We start from the raw sequence: 16,614 nt of genomic DNA on the forward strand, positions 1-16,614 counted from the left end.
CCCCGCCTATCGATTGACGTACATAATTGATTGTATTTTCCTCGCTTTGTCCGACATAGGAACCGACCAGATGTGCTCTGTTTACTTCTGTGACATGGTTTGTTTCCAGCAATCCCAGTTCATGATATATTGCCGCCAGAAGTCTGGCGATTGTTGTCTTGCCAGTTCCCGGATTTCCACTAATGATCATATGCAAACCCGGTTCATCTACCATATGGAAGCCAAGCTGTTTTCGCTCTTTTTGGTATTTTAAATAATGATAATATTGGTGAATATATCGTTTTATTTCTTTCAACCCAATTAAATCATCCAGTATTTTCAAGGGATCCTGTTGCTTATCCCTTTTAAAGACATCAGGAAAATGGGTGGATAACTCTATCCTCCATTCAACAATCTCTTTCACTTGCTGGTTTAATTGATGAACCGGAAGACCGGTTTTTTTATTTTCAATCGCATACCCGGACTCTTTTAGCATGTCCAGCAATTGCTGTAATCGCTCCACGATTTGTGATCCAATCTGCTGAAAAGATTCCCCATCATTTTTCTCCTGAATCGAACGACTTGTTTCCAAAAATTCTTCTATGTTCTCTTCGAGTTCGCGTATCTTTTTTAATTTGGCGGGATCAAAATCGGTTTCCCGAATAGCCCACTCCGCCAAAGGAAGTTTTTCCAACTCTGCATGAAAATTCAAATAGGCTTTGATATTTTTTAATTCATACAAAACCTGTGGCTGCTCATTTACTGAAGCTGTTTCTTTCAGAAGAAGATCGACAATGTGATCATCTTCCTTATTCCGTTGCAAACGATAATAGGCAACATTCATATAAGCAATTGCTTTATGATATGTTGAAATCTCCTGCTCTCCCTGCTGCCAATCATTTATGATTCGAAGTACCTCTACTTCAGTAAATGGGGGCGGTTGACTGATCGTTGTCCATTGTTCTAGTTGTTGGGTAATTGATCTATTATCTTTCTCGATATATGCCAATTCGATCTGCTCCCTTCTATCCAAACTTCATTTTAACACAGGCGATTCTTGCTTGTTGATTTTCACGCCTTCACTGTTTATAGGCCAAAATAATCGTTCCAATAAAAAGAAGCCCTGTAAGGGCTTCTTTTCTTAGTGTTGCTGTCTGTCTCGGTATTCGTCTTTTATTTCCTCCCGCAAACCGCGGATTGATTCTTCCCTGCGAGCATTCTTCGCCTTTATTTGTTCCTTTTCTTCTCCAGATGCAAATTTCATGGTTTCATGAGCTGCCTCTAGATTGGCAATTGTATTTTGAACCATATCCTGAAGCTTTTCCACGTTGTCGGAACGATCATCTGGATTCGGTTGTGGTTGATGTTTCGTCATTTTACAAGTCCTCCTATTCGCCTTTTGTTTGAATCACTTGAGGCTTTCGGTCACCTTTCACTTGCATTTGTTTCCCTTTGTTTCCACCGGCTTCCAGAGGCTGTGTACCTAGTTGTCTCGGCCTAAAATGTTTACTGTCCCTTTTGGGATTACCCATTTCGAGTCCCCCTTTCAAAAGGATACAGTTATTATTGGCTAAATAATGGCGGTTATACGAAAACAGGGGACCGAAGCTAGTCACCCTGTTTTGCCAAAAAACTGTTCCTTCTACTGTCAATCCTGGCTTCGATTTGATCCAGCAATTTACTGTCATTTAAAATTGCTTCCCTGTTTTCTTTAATTAAATCTTCCAGCGACTTACGCTTTCTCAAGGAAATGGTCAATCCCTCCTCCTATATCATTAATAGGAGGATTGCCAAACTTTTCAAAAAATATAAGCTAACGCATCGACTTTATGGTGTTTTCCATGAATTCATAAGACATCGGTCCTGTTATCGATTGTTTGATTATTCCGTCGCTCCCAATAAAGTAAGATGCCGGAATGTTCAAGACACGGTAGGATTCCACCGCACTCGACTCTTTGTCCAACAGAATACTGAAGGACACATTTGCCTGTTCTTTAAACGACTTTACTTTTTCAACGCCATCCAATTCTGTCGCAGTAGCATTGACCGCCAAAATTTCCACTTCTTCTCCGTACTCCTGGTGTAACTTCTCCAAGGCTGGGATTTCTTCTTTGCATGGTCCGCACCACGTTGCCCAAAAATTCAATAATACTTTTTTTCCTTTTAACTCCGACAAACTTATTTCCTTTCCATCCAGTGTTGGCAATGACAAATCAGGAGCAGCCTGTCCTGCTTTCAAACTGTTTGCAGATGCAGCTTCATTGGCCACTTGCTCCATTTCGTTTTCTTGTTCGGGAGCCGTCACATTATAGATGAAAACCACAATTAAGGTTAGCAACAAAATGGAGGCGGTCACTTTTTTAATCATATTCACCATTCCTTGGATATATTTACAGCTTGTTTATGTTTATGTAAGAATCCCGTGATTTAGTAGCTCTGATTACTCTGTAATCTTAATTTGTTTCTAATAAGATGTAAAGAATTATGGTAAATTGTTCATACTATTGTTAGATAACTTTCTTTTCAGGAAAGGCAAGAAAAGAAAGCTCGCTTTATGGAATCTTAGCAACTACCTATACGCTCTTTTGCCAAAAAATCCGGAAAACTAAAAAACAGCCCGGGATTACCGGGCTGTTTTGATTAAGATTCATTTGATTTAAGCTTATTACGAAGCACCATTTGTAAAATACCGCCGTGACGATAATAGTCAATTTCAACCTCGCTATCGAAACGAGCGATTGCTTCAAATTCTGTTTTATTGCCCTGTTCATCAGTTGCTGTCACTTTTACCAGATCATGCGGTTTGACAGACTCATCGATTTCTACATCGAATGTTTCTTTACCTGTCAATCCTAGGGATTCAGCACTGTCGCCTTTGGCAAATTGTAAAGGTAGTACGCCCATCATGACTAGGTTAGAACGGTGGATTCGTTCAAAGCTTTCTGCAATAACTGTTTTGATCCCTAACAGGTTTGTACCCTTTGCAGCCCAGTCACGAGAGCTTCCCATGCCATAATCTTTACCAGCAATGACGAGCAAGCCGGTTTCATCTTGTTGGTATTTCATTGCCGCATCATAAATCGGCATTACTTCTTCTGTTGGCCAGTATGTTGTGTATCCACCTTCCGTACCAGGAGCGAGAAGGTTACGGATACGGATGTTGGCGAATGTTCCCCGCATCATCACCTCGTGGTTACCACGACGTGATCCGTAGGAGTTGAAGTTTCTTGGAGAAACACCCTTTTCCTGCAAATACTTCCCAGCTGGCATATCTTTAGCAATCGCACCAGCAGGAGAAATATGGTCGGTAGTTACAGAATCGCCAAATTTTCCGATAGCGCGCAAGTTATTTAGCTGGCGCACCTCTCCCGCTTCCTTAGATAATCCCTCGAAGAATGGCGGGTTTGCGATATAAGTAGATTCCTCGTTCCACTCATATAAAGGTTGGTCTGTAGTATCAATAGCATTCCATTTCTCATTGGAATCAAATACTTTTTCATATTCTTTACGGAAGATTTCCGGTGTTACTACTTTCGCTACTTCTTCTTTGATTTCATCAATCGATGGCCAAATATCATTGAAATAAACAGCATTTCCATCTTGGTCTTTGCCGATTGGATCATTGTATAGATCCACATCGACACTGCCTGCTAGTGCATAGGCAACTACCAGAGGTGGGGATGCCAAATAATTCGCTTTAACGAGTGGGTGAATACGGCCTTCAAAGTTACGGTTTCCGGAGAGTACCGAAGATACTGTCAAGTCATTGTTAACGATTGCATCCTCGATTTCCGGTGATAATGGACCAGAGTTACCAATACAAGTTGTACAGCCATATCCCACTAGACTAAACCCTAATTTCTCCAGATAAGTCATCAACCCGGCATCCTCCAGATAACGGGTAACTACTTTGGAGCCTGGTGCAAGGGAAGTTTTGACATAAGCCGGAACTTCAAGACCTTTCTCCACAGCCTTCTTCGCCAATAGACCGGCTCCAAGCATGACATATGGATTGGAAGTATTGGTGCAGGAAGTGATCGCTGCAATGGCCACAGCCCCAGTTTTCATCACGGAGGATTTTCCTTCCGGATGGTCAATTACCGCTTCTTTTTCAAATTCTTTTTCGTCCAAGCCAAAGCCCTGGTTGCCTGCTGGTGCAGTAACCGCCTCGTTAAACGATTGTTTCATTTTGGAAAGCGGTATTAAATCCTGTGGACGTTTTGGACCAGACAAATTCGGTTCCAGTTCAGACAGGTCGATTTCAACCAATTCGGTGAATTCAGGATCCGGTTGATCAGGAGAGTACCAAAGGTTGTTTTCTTTGCAATATTTTTCTACTAAAGCGATATGTTCTTCGCTTCTACCTGTCAAACGCAAGTAATTTAACGCTTCTTCATCAACAGGGAAAAATCCGCAAGTAGCACCATATTCAGGAGCCATATTGGAAATAGTGGCTCGGTCAGCCAAAGGCATGTCTTTCAATCCTGGCCCGAAATATTCCACAAATTTGCCTACTACATTCCGTTCTCTTAATACTTGTGTCACCTTCAATGCCAAATCGGTTGCTGTTGTCCCATTCGGGAAACTTCCAGTGAATTTGACACCGATAACATCAGGTGCAGGGAAATAAGAAGGCTGCCCCAGCATTCCTGCTTCCGCTTCGATACCGCCAACTCCCCAGCCAAGTACGCCTAAACCATTAATCATGGTTGTGTGAGAGTCGGTTCCTACTAACGTATCCGGGAATGCATCATATTCACCGCTTTCATTTTCGAGTGCATGAACGACATTCGCAATATATTCAAGGTTCACCTGATGGACGATACCCGTCGCAGGCGGAACAGCGCGATAGTTATCGAATGCTTTTTGAGCCCAGTTTAAAAATTCGTAACGTTCTATGTTCCGTTCAAATTCCAAATCCATATTGGCTTTTAGCGCATTAGGTGTACCATATTTATCTACCTGGACAGAATGGTCGATGACAAGGTCAACTGGAACTTCAGGATTGATTTTGTCAGGAGTTCCTCCCATGTCCACCATCGCTTTCCGTAAAGAAGCCAGGTCAACTACTGCGGGTACCCCGGTGAAGTCCTGCAAAATAACGCGAGAAGGCTTGAAAGGAACGTCTTTCCCTTCGGTTTCCCCCCATTTTGCAAGGCTTTCAACATGCTCATCCTTAATCACGAAGCCATCGTGTTGTCTAACCAAGGATTCAAGCAACACACGGATAGAAAAAGGAAGGCGGGTAATTTCACCTAGCCCTGCATCTTCCAGGGCTTTCAATTGGTAATAGTTATACGTTTTACCATTCAGTTCAAACTGCTTTTTTGCGTTATAAGTATTGTTTGCTACCATAAGACTTTATGTTACCCCCTTTAAAGATTATGAATCGCCGAAGGGTTCTCCAATCCCCTTTTTAATACAACCCTCGACAAAATCTAGTGATTGAATCCATCATTTATTTTAAATGAAATCGATTTATAAGTAAAACATTTGAACATATTTTTAGAAAAGGTTTTAAGTTTTGAAGATTGTTAGAAAATTTCGGAGGGATAGATAGGTAGGGACATCATGACGTTCAATAGTTCACAATTTTATCTACTATCCTGAGAACGTCTGTTATCCTGGACCTCCTGTAGAAAGTCACCAATCTTTGATCAAACACATACTTTCTACAGGAATTCGATGCCTTGTTTAACGGTCTTTACCAATTGGTAGGATGACACAGAATGTACTTCCTTTATCAGGATTTGAATAGATTTCCAATCTGCCATGATGTTTTTCGACGATTTGGTTGGATATCATCAATCCAAGCCCTGTTCCATCCTTTTTTGTCGTGAAAAAAGGTTCTTTTAATTTATGCAGGATGTTTTCCGGAATGCCCGGACCATCGTCGATGATATCAATTTCTACCGATCCATTCGTTGTTCTCCCTTTCACATAGACATTTCCACCGTCTTTCATCGCTTCCACTGCATTTTTAATCAAATTAATAAAAACTTGTTTAATTTGGGACCGGTCACAAAATATATACTGTTCTTTATCTAAATCGATATAAATATCGACGTTTTTTAGCTTTGCCTGTGAACGGAGCAGGACCACGACATCGTTCAACAGTTCTGAAATCAGCTCCATTTTCTTGTCATCGGTCATCGGCTTCGAAATAAACAGTAACTCAGAGGTGATGGTTTCTATTTTTTCTATTTCATCCACCATGATTTTATAATACTCTTCCTTCCGATCAATACCAGCCTGCAGTAATTGCAGAAACCCTTTGATCGATGTAAGAGGATTGCGGATTTCATGCGCTACCCCGGCAGCCAACTGTCCAGCTATCGACATTTTTTCAGAGCGGATCATCATTTCTTCCGCTTCCTTTTTGTCCTGGATATCCTTTGTGACAGAAACCAAAAAATCGACAGCATTCTCTTCATCCCGCAAAAAGCCGATTACGCTTTCCGCCCAAATATATTTTCCTTCCTTATTGCGGATGCTCAAATGAAACTTTTGCGATTCATCGGAGTAATTACTGAATTTTGTTTTAAGCATGCTTTGATCGTATGGTGATATAAGTTCTAAAGCAGAAATTCCAATCAATTCTTCTGCATTATACCCAAGCATATCTTGTACTGATTTTGAAATATATAGAACGCGGCCATCTAAATTGCATACCGTAATTAAATCGTATCCGTTCTCTTCAATCCATTTGAGCATGTTATCCGGAAGGCTGGTCAGCATAAAATCAATAGCAGGATGATGATGATCGCTTAATTCCGTAGTATGCGTGAGATGGATATTTGTCTCTTTATTTCTTTGCTCTGAATCCATTCCTTTAGTCCCCCTATCTCATAAACCTTACTACTAAAATAATTATCTCAAAAAGTCCGCCTTTCTTCTATCTTTTTCCTATATATAGCAGGAAACTTGTATTTATAATCATATCCTTTTATAATAATTATTGCTGAGCTTATTGGCTGATTTCGAATAAATTCGGAATCAGCCCTGCTCTTTTTTCGGTCTCCAAATTCATTAAACAATTATTAGTAATATTACTATAAATATCAAAAAAATTAAACTTTTCCACTATTATTTCTCTAACTATACGATATTTCTTTTGTTAAATATTATGACAAAATCGGAAAGATAGGTGATGAGCATGACAGGTGTTTTTGCTTATTTTATCGTTGCCTGGGTGTTTTTACTGGTAGCACTGATGGCTATCGGTGGCTTCTTTATGTTTCGAAAATTTCTTAAGAGACTTCCTAAAGAAGACGGCAAGTCCACTCTTGACTGGGAAGAATATTATGTAAATAGAACCCGTCACATGTGGGGAAAAAAAGAATTGAATTTATTGGAAGAACTCGTTTCTCCAGTCCCGGAATTATTTCGAGACATTGCACGTCAAAAGATTGCGGGAAAAATTGGGGAACTTGCTCTTGAAAAGAAACGAAAAAAAATTACACAGGATATCTTGATCGAAGGATACATTATTGCTACCCCTAAACGTGACCATAAATTTTTAAAGAAAAAGCTTAATGAAAAACAGATTGATATGCAACCGTATGCTGACTTGTTTGAAGTGGATAAAGTTTCTTCGCCGGAACATAAAAAAACAACCCGCAGCCCTTTATAACGGCTGCGGGTTGTTTAATCAAGAGGTTAACGAGTCATTTACGCGTTTTTCAATCCTCGAAAATTTCCACAACATGGCAATCCTCCATGATAATATCATCCCGAAAGCAAGTAAAAAAAACATGCCGCTCGTTTCTCCCAGAGAAATGGTCTTTCCTATGATGAGCTTAAGAATAATCCGAACGATCAATAATCCAAATAAAATAAAAATAAATGCTTTTGAAGGAATTAAATAAATATTTCCGTTTCTCACTTCAAAATTGGAGCTTTTGATTAAAAAGATAGAAAAAATCACTCCGACAGAGAAGGCTTCCAGTACTTGCTGCCAGGAAACCTGAAAAGCAGGCACGAAAAACATAAAAGCACCGGTACTCATAAATAAGGGCGGCAAAATAATTCTTGCTTTGCTTGCCGGTCTCCTTGAAGCCTTCATACGGATAAAAACCATGGTCACTGCCATCAGAATTCCTAGGATTGTAGTTGCCGTGATCAGCATATTATCAACTCTTCCATCTTGTCTAAATGTATGTATTGATGTTACTTAACTTAGCACCCGATTAACCGCTTCAAGCACCCTGTTTTCATCAAATGGTTTTACAATAAAATCTTTTGCACCCTTTTCAATAGCTTGAACTACCAGCTTTTGTTGCCCCATAGCAGAACACATGATCACTTTTGCCTGACTGTCATAAGCTTTAATCTCTTCAAGCGCATCCATGCCATTTTTCTCCGGCATGGTAATATCCATGGTGACTAAGTCTGGTGAAAGCCGCTTGTACACATTGACTGCCTGTTCTCCATTTTCCGCTTCCCCTATAACGGTATGGCCGCCTTGTTCCAAAATCCCCGCTAGTGTTACTCGAATAAACTTTGCATCATCGACCACCAAAATATTTGCCATCAAATTTCCCCCTTACTAGTCACGGTCACCCGCAATGGAAAGAATAATCGTCATGGTTACCCCTACGACCGTTAAATACACACCCAAATCAAATAAAAGTGCAGTGGCCAATTCTTTATCTCCAAGCAAAGGAATGTGGAAATGGCCAAAAGTTTGATTTAAAAAAGGCTCGCCAAAAATAAATGATCCTACCCCTGTCAACAATGCAATCATAAGTCCAGCCGGTATAAGGAAACGAAAATTCACTGGGATAATCTTACTGACAGCTCGCTCACCATATGCCATGTACATTAGCACGATTGCTGAAGCAGTCATCAACCCGCCGACAAATCCACCGCCAGGAGCGTTATGGCCTGCCAAAAATAAATAAATGGAAAAGGCGAACAAAATGAAAGATATCAATACAGTCGCCGTTCTAAAAATTAAGTCATTTGTGCCATGCATTTTCTGTAACTCCTTTTCATTGTGCGTAATTCTATCATAATATAAATAACATGGGATTTCCATTGGTTAAAACCCGTAAAAGTTAAACCAGCCTGCAAGATAGGATGTTAATGCTGTCATCCAGTCGAAGAACAAAGCAATCCCCATCAAGATCATCACATAGCCGCCGATTTTCACCAGCCTTGGCCCATTTCGCTTTATCCATTTCAATTTCCCCACAAAAAAGGAAAGGATTAGGAAGGGAACAGAGAATCCCAGTGAATAAGCACTCATCATGACGACACCCAAATCCGGCTGGTCTGCTGATAAGGAGATGACCGCTCCCAGTATCGGACCTGTACATGGCGTCCAGCCCATTGAAAACGCCATTCCAATGATAAAGGATCCAATGAATCCACTTGGTCTGTTTCGAAAAACAATTTTATGATCCTTCATTAAAAATTGAAAATTGAATACTCCTATGATAACCAATCCGAAAAATACAATTAAGATTGCCCCTAACTGCCGAATTGCATCTTGCCAGGTATACAAAAACTCACCAATAAATGTAGTGAAAAAACCGAGCAAAACAAACACACTCGAAAATCCAAGCAAAAACAAAATCGTATGGATAATACTTTTGCTATTAAGCATTCCGTTTTCTTCTTTAATATCGTTCACACTCATCCCGGTTATGTAGGATAAAAATGCCGGGTATAAGGGTAAAACACATGGAGAGATAAACGATAAGAAACCCGCCCCGAATGCAATGAATATATTTAACTCCGCCATCTTTTTCCCTCCTTCAATCAATCATTTCATTTAATATCTTTCCCTTTATGGCTTGTTCACTGTCGCAGCTACAATAATTGCTTCTCGCGCTTTTGCTTACCCGCTTTCAAGTAAGGAAAAGCGTCCATAAGAAGTACGACAAACTAAAAGAATAATTCCCATTCCATTAAAATCTGTTAATGCATGACCTAACTCTCTAGGGCTATTCTTTTGTTATATACCGAAAGCAGGTCGCGAAATCATCTATTTAAGTGTAGCAAAATATAAAAGCGTCATTGTGACAATGGAGTGAATTTTTAGTTCTCTGCGTTATGTAGCAGGTTGATTTTCACTTCGTCAACCCTTTATTGAAAGACTCATCCCGAAAAAAAGCGATTAAAATCAGGCGCTTAGTCCTCGGAAAAATGCCCGGTACTCCTCACAAAGCACGCTGGACGAACTCAGGTTACGACAGGGGGACCACGACATTTGGTATAAAACCATTATTGATCCCTTACTATTTCCTTACATATAAATCCCTTGCCACTTGAGCGGCAAGGGATTTATATGTATAGTTATCAAATAGAATCTATAACAAATTCTATCGAAGACTAATGAGTTGGATTCATCCATTATTTTGTCTGCTGGTTGTTCATTGCCCGCATCATTTGATTGATTTTCTTCTGTGACGGTTTTTGTCCCATTTGCATCATCAATGTACGAAGCATCTGTTCATTAATCGGCGGGTTCTTCTTAAGGTAATTCATCATATATTTCCTTGCAATGAAAAAACCTAAAGCAACACCGGCAATTAATGCTAAAATAGCAATCAATACTACCCAAATCGTGCCCATGTCACGTTTTCCTCCTTCAAGTTGTCTCTCATACAGTATAGTAAATCATAATAGAGAATACAATAGCTGCTTGTTCAAGTCTTTATTTCGTTTACCTATCGGAGAGATCCATCCATATTTTTCTGATTCGTATTCAATAATGAAAAAACGGCTATCAAACCGCCTCAAGTATTGAAACAAAACATTTTCCGCTCCCGCAAAGCTCGAAGATCTCCCTTGCAAGCAAGACCTATCTATCAATAGCTCCGCAAAATCCGATTGCGTTTCGAGTCGCAATTTATTCGTGCCTGTCTGAAAGGTATTTTCTCCGGGATGGCAAAATGCCAGATAGTCCATTAATTGTTGAACAGGAATTTCAGCCGTTACGTACCTGGATTGTTTATATGCAACACTATCAATTGGATAAACATCATACTTGCTTAAAAAACGATATAAAATTTCAGAACGATAAAAGTAATGACTCGCAAATTCACTGTTCACTAAAAAAATGGAGTAATTAGGCATTGGCTTGTCCCTCCTTGCTTGGAACAATTATACACCATGCCAAATGAAACGATTGTCAAACGGTAGGAGTGAAAAACACGAATATTGTCGAAGACGCAATTTCCAAATCCAAAATTGACCCCCCGGCCGTTTATATTGGCTGGGGGGATGGACAATTAACCTTTTATTAGGTTCTCTGCCTGCTTGACTACATTTTCCACAGTATAACCATACTCTTCCAAAATCTTGTCTCCGTTCGCCGAAGCTCCAAAGGTATCAATACCCATCACTTTACCTTCATCTCCTACATATCGTTCCCAACCGAAAGGAGAAGCCATTTCTATTGCCAGGCGTTTTTTGACAGAAGAAGGAAGAACTTTTTCCTGATAGGATTTATCTTGTTGTTTAAAGCGATCCCAAGAAGGCATGCTGACAACACTTACATCGATTCCCTTGTTCTTCAATTCCTTTTGCGCTCTGACAGCCAGTTGTACTTCAGAGCCTGTAGCTAGAAGAAGACCGTCTGGTAATTCGCCATCAGCAGGGCTGATGATATACGCTCCTTTTTTAACTCCTTCATATGCATGCTCTTTTGTACCAGGCAAAGTAGGAAGTCCCTGTCTGGTTAAAACAAGCGCTGTTGGTGTTTTGGTTGACTCCAATGCCAACCTCCAGGCGGCACTCGTTTCATTTCCATCAGCAGGGCGAATGACAGATAAATTTGGCATAGCACGAAGAGAGGCAAGCTGTTCGATAGGTTCATGCGTTGGTCCGTCTTCTCCCACCGCAATGGAATCATGCGTCAAAACATACGTGACCGGAAGATTCATGAGCGCGGATAATCTTACCGCAGGGCGCAGATAATCGCTAAATACGAAGAAAGTCCCAGCATAAACCTTTAATCCGCCGTGAAGTCCCATTCCGTTCAGTGCAGCCGCCATGGCAAACTCACGCACACCAAACCAAATATTTCTGCCTGCATAATTATCTCTTGAGAAATCACCAGCTTCTTTTACAGCCGTTTTATTGGAGCCTGCTAAATCTGCACTTCCACCAAAGAAATAAGGAACTTTTTTGGAAATAGCATTAATAACTTCTCCGGAAGAAGCACGAGTTGCCAGTTTATCTTTTTCCGGCTCATAAACCGGAAGCTCATCGGTCCAATTAGCAGGTAATTCTCCTGAAATGGCCTCTTCCAGTTCTTTGCCTAGTTCCGGGTATTCCGATTTATACTTTTCAAACAATGCATTCCATTCACTTTCTGCACGCTTGCCTTGTTGTACGATCTTTTGTTCGAAATCCTGGTATACTTCATCTGGTACATGAAATTCTTCATGCTCCCACTCATACGCCTGTTTGGTTAAGACGATCTCATCTGCACCAAGTGGAGCACCATGCGATGCTGATGAAGCAGATTTGTTCGGTGAGCCGTAACCAATGACCGTTTTCACTTCGATCAAGGTGGGCTGGTCTGTATTGGCTTTAGCTTCTTTAATGGCATTTCGGATAGCGGACAAATCATTGCCGTCTTCTACCCTGATTACCTGCCAGCCATACGCCTTGAACCTGTCTTCCACATTTTCAGAGAATGATTGTGACAGTTCTCCATCCAAAGAAATATCGTTAGAATCATACAAAGCAATCAGTTTACCAAGTCTTAAGTGACCTGCAAGAGAAGCTGCCTCGTGCGAGATTCCTTCCATTAAATCCCCGTCACTGACAAGAGCGAATGAATGGTGGTCAATAACCGGATAGCCTTCTTTATTATATTTAGCAGCCAGGTGCCTTTCTGCCATTGCCATCCCAACAGTCATAGCTAAACCTTGTCCAAGGGGCCCGGTAGTTGCTTCCACCCCTTCGGTATGATGCACTTCCGGGTGGCCGGGAGTTTTAGATCCCCATTGACGAAATCCTTTTAAATCGTCGATGGACAGCCCATATCCGGAAAGATGGAGCAAGCTGTACAGCAGCATGGATCCATGACCAGCGGAAAGAACGAATCTGTCCCGGTTGAACCAATGAGCGTTTTTCGGGTTATGCGTCATGAAGTCTGTCCACAATGCATAGGCCATCGGAGCTGCCCCCATCGGGAGTCCAGGATGTCCGGAATTGGCATTTTCAATAGCATCGATTGATAATGTACGTATTGTATTAATGGATAGTTTTTCTGTTTGGTTTACCATGTATTTATGTAACCCCTTTCTGATTAGGATATGAATCATTATCCATATCCTATAAAAAAAACATAAAATAAACAAGCATTCCAGCACGTCCATTATAAATTCATGCTGGAATGCTTGTCAAAAGGTCTCATTTAGTTAGTGGTTATTTTTCTCACGGTGTTTTAAGTCTTTTACCTTCTGTGGTGTTACATCTTTCCCTTCAGGGTCTACCACCGTCATACTTTTAAATTGGTTTTTAAAAGATTTTCTTACATTTTTCAGGTATTCTTCCCTCAAGGCTGCCTGTTCCTGCTTTTCCTTTGCAGACAATCCTTCTGCTTTTGCTTTTTTGGCAAGAATATTTATTCGGTTCAGCTTATCTTTTGAAAGCATAAAATACTCCTTTATTTATTTTTTCCTAATGGTTTCATGCTAATAATTAGGAAACAAAAAAACAAGTTCTGACAGGTTCGAACTTGTCTTCGTCTTTATCTTATCGTTTGTTTGAATCGGAATCAAGCGAAACATACTCTTGAAACCTTCTGTGGACAGTAGCTTTTGAAACCGGATAACCAAGCCCTTTCAAAGTAGCCGCTATTTCTTCAAATGTCAGCTTGTTAGCTCGCAGTCTGACTACCTCGTCAATCGGAAAGTCAATTCTCTCTCTCCCCGATGCATGATGCTGATTAGCTAAATTTTGACTCGGGTCATAGCCGCGTTCCATTGCTTTCCGCATTCCCCGCTTAATCTTCAGATTATGGATTTTTCTTTGGTATTCTTCGACAATACCGACGATTTGCAGAACCATGGAGTCTGATTCAGACAATTGCAACCGCCCCTGGTGCGTTAAAGAATAAACAGGAATCTGCAATTTGTTGAGCTGATGAAACAACGCGATCTTCGTATTGCCCCTTCCGAGACGTGTTTCATCTTGTATGAGCAGACAGTCGGCTTGCTTTGATGAAAAAAGATCGAGCATTTGAAAAACGCCCTCCCGATCTATTTCATAGCCACTTTTTTGCTCTTCTATCACTTTTACAATTTCGAAGCCCTGATCGGCGGCCATTTCGGTTAATTCCAGTCTTTGCCGTTGCAGTGAAGTCTCCTGCTCTTCCTTAGCCGTACTCACCCTGCAATAAATAACTGCATTTTGCTGTGTTGTCGTCTCCACTTGCTGACACCTCTTATGCTACTGATTCTCATTTTTTATATAGTGACCATTGAATAATACATTAAACCTAAAGTCAAAATAAACAGGGTTAAATAGAAAAAATCTAGTTTTGAGAGTTTTTGAAACATTCTACACGCCTCCTAATAAATTAGAACCTGTGTTCGTATTTCTAAATTCCATTATATACGAACATTCGTTCCTGTCAACGGTTTTTTTCGAACGAGTGTTTGTATATGTATGCCAACCATGGTATAATATTCACAATAAATACTATGTCCGAGGTGTTACATTAATGACAAAACTATCAAAAAGGCAGCAGGCAATTTTAGAATATATTAAAGAACAAGTAGTAGATAAAGGTTATCCCCCTTCTGTCCGGGAAATAGGAGAAGCGGTCGGGCTTGCTTCGAGCTCAACTGTACATGGTCATTTGTCCCGACTGGAAAAAAAGGGATTTATAAGAAGGGATCCTACTAAACCACGGGCCATTGAGGTGCTTGATTTAGAAGAAGCGAACGAAATTCCTGCAGGCGAGGCGACATTTGCTCCGGTTATTGGTAAAGTAACTGCGGGGATCCCTATTACAGCAGTTGAAAATATAGAGGAATACGTACCGCTTCCAAGCACAATAGCCGGCCCGGATGAAAATATTTTCGTCTTGGTTATCGAAGGGGAAAGTATGGTAGAAGCAGGAATACTGGATGGGGACATGGTCATTGTCAAACAACAGCAGACAGCTCAAAACGGAGAGATCGTAGTGGCGATGACGGAAGAAGGAGAGGCTACTGTCAAACGCTTCTTTAAGGAAAAAGACCACATCCGTTTGCAGCCGGAAAATGCTACAATGGAACCGATTATTCTAAATAATGTTTCCATTTTAGGAAAAGTGGCAGGTCTTTATCGGCATATACAGTAAATATAATAAAAAACCAAATCATCAGATTTGGTTTTTTTGATCTTTCATTTATATGTTTCGTACTTTATCCATCATATTAGTTTGCAGTGTTTCGCTTTTTGCTCTCAGGGAGCGGAAATACTACCAAGAATGCGAAATACCCTAGCAATAAAACATTCAAAACGAATAACCATATGGATGAAAAATCGTATATTTCTTGAAAATTATTAGTGACGGCCAAAACCAATGCGGCTATCAGTACAAAACCTACATACTTGATAACTAACACCTCCCCATTGATAATTTTATTAAATTTCTTAGCAAATGTCCAAAGTTTTTTCCTGTTTTGTCCCTTGCTTTCATACTCCTAAATCAATACTGAGCACTTTTGTGAGTGGGAGGCCTATGTAAAATAGGGAACACCAAATAAGACGCTCCATGAGCGTCTTATTTGGTGTTCCCTTCTCTTTTTTTCACTAATTCAAAAAGCCCTGTTCCTGCCAGTCCGGCTATACCCCCGGCCCAAAGCCGTAATATCACATCCATTTCCGTAAAAGGATAAGCGATTGTTCCGATTATCATTCCGATCAGTAAGCTTATAGAAGGAATAATATTTTTAGGCAGCTTGAAGGTCTTTTTCACTAACTCAACCAATGCGGAGACAATCGGAAACAGAACAGTAGCAAACATCAATACATTTTCCAATAAATACACCCCATTATCATATGTATGACTTTATCTTGATTTTAGAAGAATAAATGGGATTTAAAGGAGGGGTTCTGTTTTTCCATCTCTGTACTTTTGAGGGATATGGTTTAACGACTTTGTTCTAACAGTTTTTTAGAGGTTTTAATGAAACCGCCATTCAAATTGTGTCAAACTTAAGTTATGAGAAAAAATAATAGATCCGGAAAAAGAATGTTTGGAAACAACAATAATCTGTATCGTATTTTTTATAACTTGAACAAGAAAATATATAACCGTCTCTTTCTGTTATAACAGCTATTCAAAGATTGAACGTTGATTTTGTAACGAAAAATGAAATGAGGTGTAAACCTTCAAAGAAGTGTTTAAACATGCAAAAAATACATAAGATGCATTCTCTCCAGGTATCGATTTTTTTATTTCGTAGTCGGTGAAGCCTGCTTATTGGATAGCCATTCTTGTTATGCTTTCAAGACAGGTAATTTTTAGTGCCTATTAAGGCTGCTTGCATAATCAAATTTTTTGATTTAGAAAACTTTTTATATATTGAAGTATATCGTTTTGGTTTTCCTAAAAAGGCAAGTATAGATGGGGATTAGATCCATCACCTATGACGTTTCAAAAATAATATAGGAAAA

19 protein-coding genes are annotated in these 16,614 nt (G+C 40.0%); 2 read left to right on the forward strand and 17 right to left on the reverse strand.

What is annotated here, in order from left to right; translation table 11 throughout:
* From BN1067_RS14505 to BN1067_RS14535, 7 genes are all read right to left on the reverse strand, one after another.
* Positions 1–988: AAA family ATPase (locus BN1067_RS14505; protein ID WP_199868534.1), on the reverse strand; the 988-nt coding region annotated here is incomplete at its 3' end.
* A 132-nt stretch (positions 989–1,120) separates the two neighbouring features.
* Positions 1,121–1,354, reverse strand: a complete 234-nt coding sequence (gene tlp, locus BN1067_RS14510) for a small acid-soluble spore protein Tlp (protein WP_053219561.1) — start codon at positions 1,352–1,354, stop codon at positions 1,121–1,123.
* A gap of 13 nt (positions 1,355–1,367) precedes the next feature.
* A complete protein-coding gene (locus tag BN1067_RS14515; RefSeq protein ID WP_053219562.1) occupies positions 1,368–1,511 on the reverse strand; it encodes an acid-soluble spore protein N in 144 nt (47 codons plus the stop codon).
* Between the two features lie 76 nt (positions 1,512–1,587).
* Positions 1,588–1,737, reverse strand: a complete 150-nt coding sequence (locus BN1067_RS14520; RefSeq protein WP_234400706.1) for an FbpB family small basic protein — start codon at positions 1,735–1,737, stop codon at positions 1,588–1,590.
* 55 nt (positions 1,738–1,792) lie between these two features.
* Positions 1,793–2,347 (reverse strand): TlpA family protein disulfide reductase, encoded by a 555-nt coding sequence (locus BN1067_RS14525; protein WP_053219563.1) that lies wholly within the window; start codon positions 2,345–2,347, stop codon positions 1,793–1,795.
* Positions 2,348–2,619: 272 nt separating this feature from the next.
* The gene (gene acnA / locus BN1067_RS14530; RefSeq protein WP_053219564.1) at positions 2,620–5,334 is read right to left on the reverse strand and encodes an aconitate hydratase AcnA; all 2,715 of its coding nucleotides are present in this window, start codon (positions 5,332–5,334) and stop codon (positions 2,620–2,622) included.
* 339 nt (positions 5,335–5,673) lie between these two features.
* Entirely contained in the window at positions 5,674–6,807 is a 1,134-nt protein-coding gene (locus BN1067_RS14535) for an ATP-binding protein (protein WP_234400707.1), read from the reverse strand.
* Between the two features lie 328 nt (positions 6,808–7,135).
* Between BN1067_RS14535 and BN1067_RS14540 the strand changes: the two genes are divergently transcribed.
* Positions 7,136–7,612: a DUF2621 domain-containing protein gene (locus BN1067_RS14540; RefSeq protein ID WP_053219565.1), complete on the forward strand. Its 477-nt coding sequence runs from the start codon at positions 7,136–7,138 to the stop codon at positions 7,610–7,612.
* An 18-nt stretch (positions 7,613–7,630) separates the two neighbouring features.
* On the opposite strand, the gene BN1067_RS14545 is transcribed toward BN1067_RS14540, so the two are convergent.
* The 9 genes from BN1067_RS14545 to BN1067_RS14585 all read right to left on the reverse strand — a co-directional run bounded on the left by BN1067_RS14545 (position 7,631) and on the right by BN1067_RS14585 (position 14,376).
* Positions 7,631–8,107: a CcdC family protein gene (locus BN1067_RS14545; RefSeq protein ID WP_053219566.1), complete on the reverse strand. Its 477-nt coding sequence runs from the start codon at positions 8,105–8,107 to the stop codon at positions 7,631–7,633.
* Positions 8,108–8,152: 45 nt separating this feature from the next.
* A complete protein-coding gene (locus BN1067_RS14550) occupies positions 8,153–8,512 on the reverse strand; it encodes a response regulator (protein WP_053219567.1) in 360 nt (119 codons plus the stop codon).
* Between the two features lie 15 nt (positions 8,513–8,527).
* Entirely contained in the window at positions 8,528–8,956 is a 429-nt protein-coding gene (locus BN1067_RS14555) for a Na(+)/H(+) antiporter subunit B (RefSeq protein WP_053219568.1), read from the reverse strand.
* A 66-nt stretch (positions 8,957–9,022) separates the two neighbouring features.
* Positions 9,023–9,727 (reverse strand): cytochrome c biogenesis CcdA family protein, encoded by a 705-nt coding sequence (locus BN1067_RS14560; protein ID WP_053219569.1) that lies wholly within the window; start codon positions 9,725–9,727, stop codon positions 9,023–9,025.
* Positions 9,728–10,338: 611 nt separating this feature from the next.
* The gene (locus tag BN1067_RS14565; RefSeq protein ID WP_053219570.1) at positions 10,339–10,560 is read right to left on the reverse strand and encodes a YneF family protein; all 222 of its coding nucleotides are present in this window, start codon (positions 10,558–10,560) and stop codon (positions 10,339–10,341) included.
* Positions 10,561–10,605: 45 nt separating this feature from the next.
* Entirely contained in the window at positions 10,606–11,064 is a 459-nt protein-coding gene (sirA, locus tag BN1067_RS14570; RefSeq protein ID WP_053219571.1) for a sporulation inhibitor of replication protein SirA, read from the reverse strand.
* Between the two features lie 155 nt (positions 11,065–11,219).
* Entirely contained in the window at positions 11,220–13,226 is a 2,007-nt protein-coding gene (gene tkt, locus BN1067_RS14575; protein WP_053219572.1) for a transketolase, read from the reverse strand.
* A gap of 135 nt (positions 13,227–13,361) precedes the next feature.
* Complete coding sequence (locus BN1067_RS14580; protein WP_053219573.1) at positions 13,362–13,598, reverse strand: DUF896 domain-containing protein; 237 nt, start codon at positions 13,596–13,598, stop codon at positions 13,362–13,364.
* A gap of 100 nt (positions 13,599–13,698) precedes the next feature.
* Positions 13,699–14,376, reverse strand: coding sequence for a YneB family resolvase-like protein (locus tag BN1067_RS14585; protein ID WP_053219574.1), 678 nt, complete (start codon positions 14,374–14,376; stop codon positions 13,699–13,701).
* A 292-nt stretch (positions 14,377–14,668) separates the two neighbouring features.
* Here BN1067_RS14585 and lexA point away from each other — a divergent pair, with 292 nt between their 5' ends.
* Positions 14,669–15,292, forward strand: coding sequence for a transcriptional repressor LexA (gene lexA, locus BN1067_RS14590; protein WP_053219575.1), 624 nt, complete (start codon positions 14,669–14,671; stop codon positions 15,290–15,292).
* Positions 15,293–15,718: 426 nt separating this feature from the next.
* On the opposite strand, the gene BN1067_RS14595 is transcribed toward lexA, so the two are convergent.
* Complete coding sequence (locus tag BN1067_RS14595) at positions 15,719–15,976, reverse strand: holin (RefSeq protein WP_053219576.1); 258 nt, start codon at positions 15,974–15,976, stop codon at positions 15,719–15,721.
* Between the last annotated feature and the right edge of the window lie 638 nt (positions 15,977–16,614).

The sequence above is a fragment of the Virgibacillus senegalensis genome, from assembly GCF_000821245.2.
Classification (GTDB): domain Bacteria; phylum Bacillota; class Bacilli; order Bacillales; family Amphibacillaceae; genus Sediminibacillus; species Sediminibacillus senegalensis.